Origin of the sequence: Rhizobium sp. SEMIA 4085, assembly GCF_013004495.1 — a bacterium.
Taxonomy (GTDB): Bacteria; Pseudomonadota; Alphaproteobacteria; order Rhizobiales; family Rhizobiaceae; genus Rhizobium; species Rhizobium gallicum.
In genome coordinates, this window is sequence record NZ_JABEPH010000596.1 from 1 (window position 1) to 2,161 (window position 2,161).

The window sequence follows — 2,161 nt, forward strand, 5'->3', positions numbered from 1 at the left end:
ATTTGGAGATACAAGCTGGCGCTAGTTTTCTCCCATCGGATTCGCCCATGTATTTTTCGCTAAGCCCCGCCGCCATCTGGCCTGTTGCCATGCTTTTCGCCTCCAACATCTTCATGACCTTTGCCTGGTACGGGCACCTGAAGCACAAGGGCAGTGCGATCGCCCTTGCCATCGTCGCGAGTTGGGGGATTGCCTTCTTCGAATACTGCCTGGCGGTGCCAGCGAACCGTATCGGCTCGGCGGTCTATACGACGGCGCAGTTGAAGACGATGCAGGAGGTGATCACGCTGATGGTCTTCTCCGGTTTTTCGGTTTTCTGGCTTGGCGAAAACCTGACCTGGAATCACGCCATCGGCTTTGCGCTGATCGCCGTCGGCGCCTCCTTCATCTTCCGCGCATGAACGGTACCTTTCCAATGGATTACAAATAGTCCATGTCGGGAAATTACTGAATTGCTGACGCATTTGGTTGGGAGGCTGTCACCATTCAGTGATCAGGAGGTGACCGGTCATGAGCCTCTCTTTCCAAACGATGGCAGCCATCCGGTTCGGTTATGGATTCCGGCCGGGCGAGGCGTCGCCGCAAAACAAGGACCAGCTGCTTGGTCAGGTGAAGGACGCCGCGCTGCGCGCGCCGTCCTTTCCGGCCGGCGGCATCGATGGACGCCATCAGCAGATTGTCGATCTGCAGGACCGGCTCCGGGAACTGCGCCAGAGCGGTAGCGACGATGAGGTGCGCCGGAAAAGGCGCAAAGCGATCCAGAAGCAGGTGCAGCAGGGGTTCCAGCGAGACGCCTACGCGCGGCTGATGCAGGCCGTGCTTTCGCCGAACGGATTCTACGAGCGGCTTGCGACCTTCTGGACCAACCATTTCTCGACGAGCGCGAACAAAAGCCTGCCGATGCGGATGATCGTGCCGCTTTACGAGGCGGAGGCGATCCGGCCCAATATCGGCGGATCGTTCCGCGACCTGCTGCGGGTCGCGACGGAGCATCCGGCGATGCTCATCTATCTCGATCAGGCGCAATCGCAGGGGCCGGAATCGTCCCGCGGCATGAAGCAGAAGAAGGGTCTCAACGAGAATCTCGGCCGCGAACTGCTGGAACTGCATACGCTGGGTGCGGGCAGTGGCTACACGCAGGCCGACGTGCGCGCCGGTGCAATGGTGCTGACCGGGCTGACGATCGATCGCGAGGAGATGGACGCAGTTTTCCGTCCCGGCATTTCGGAGCCCGGCAGACATACGGTTCTTGGTGTCAGCTATGGCGGCGCGAAACGGTCGCGGAAAGACTATCTGGCGCTCCTCGACGATCTCGCTGTCCATCCGAAGACGGCGCAGCATATCAGCGGCAAGCTCGCGGCTCACTTCATCTCGGATCAGCCGCCGGAGGAGATGGTGACGGCGATGGCGGATGTCTGGAAAGGGACGGACGGCGACCTGACGGCGGTTTATGGCGCAATGCTCGACCATCCCGCAGCGTGGCGCGACGAGGGCGCGAAGGCGCGCCAGCCGTTCGACTATGTAGTGACGGGCTTGAGGGCACTGAACGCCGGCAGCGACAACGGTATTGCTGGCGATTTCATGAAGGCCGATCAGGAAGACGACGACGATGTGATGGCGCCGTCGAAGGATATGGCGGGACAGGACAATGCCATGGGCGGCGATGGGGGCGCAATGGCGCCCGATCCTGCCAATGAAGCCAACTCCAAGCGGCGCAAGGCTTTCCAGACAGCGCGGGGGCTGGGGCTGGGTGCGCTTCGCCGTATGGGCCAGCCGACCTGGCTGCCGCCGAGCCCCGCAGGCTTCGAGGAGAATTTCTCCGCCTGGATAACGGCGAGCCAGCTTGCCGAGCGGCTCGCCTGGGCGCGGCGCGCTTCCGCCCGGTTCGGCAAGGACGAGGATCCGCGCGAATTCCTAAGGTCGACGCTTGCCGATGCGGCGCGCGACGAGACGATCCGCGTGGTTTCGCAGGCGCCGAGCAAGATCAGCGGCCTGACGCTGGTTCTTGCTTCCCCCGAATTCAACCGCCGATAGGAGCTGGTCATGACCGAGATTACGCTTTCCCGCCGCGGCGTTCTCGCTTCCGCCTGTGGCCTTGCCGCCGCCCCGACCTTCACGGCGGTCACCCTCGCCGCCCTGCCCGGCGCCGACCGCCACATGA

At 62.7% G+C, this 2,161-nt stretch carries 2 protein-coding genes; both read left to right on the forward strand.

Annotation, left to right across the window (positions count from 1 at the left end):
- The first annotated feature begins 47 nt into the window (after positions 1–47).
- On the forward strand, positions 48–401 hold the full coding sequence (locus C9413_RS31445) for a DMT family protein (protein ID WP_039845120.1): 354 nt from the start codon (positions 48–50) through the stop codon (positions 399–401).
- 109 nt (positions 402–510) lie between these two features.
- The gene (locus C9413_RS31450) at positions 511–2,034 is read left to right on the forward strand and encodes a DUF1800 domain-containing protein (protein ID WP_039845119.1); all 1,524 of its coding nucleotides are present in this window, start codon (positions 511–513) and stop codon (positions 2,032–2,034) included.
- Positions 2,035–2,161 lie beyond the last annotated feature (127 nt).

Coding starts and splice junctions, on each gene's coding strand:
- C9413_RS31450 (WP_039845119.1), top strand. CDS start 511: ATGAGCCTCTCTTTCCAAACGATGGCAGCCATCCGGTTCGGTTATGGA.
- C9413_RS31445 (WP_039845120.1), top strand. CDS start 48: ATGTATTTTTCGCTAAGCCCCGCCGCCATCTGGCCTGTTGCCATGCTT.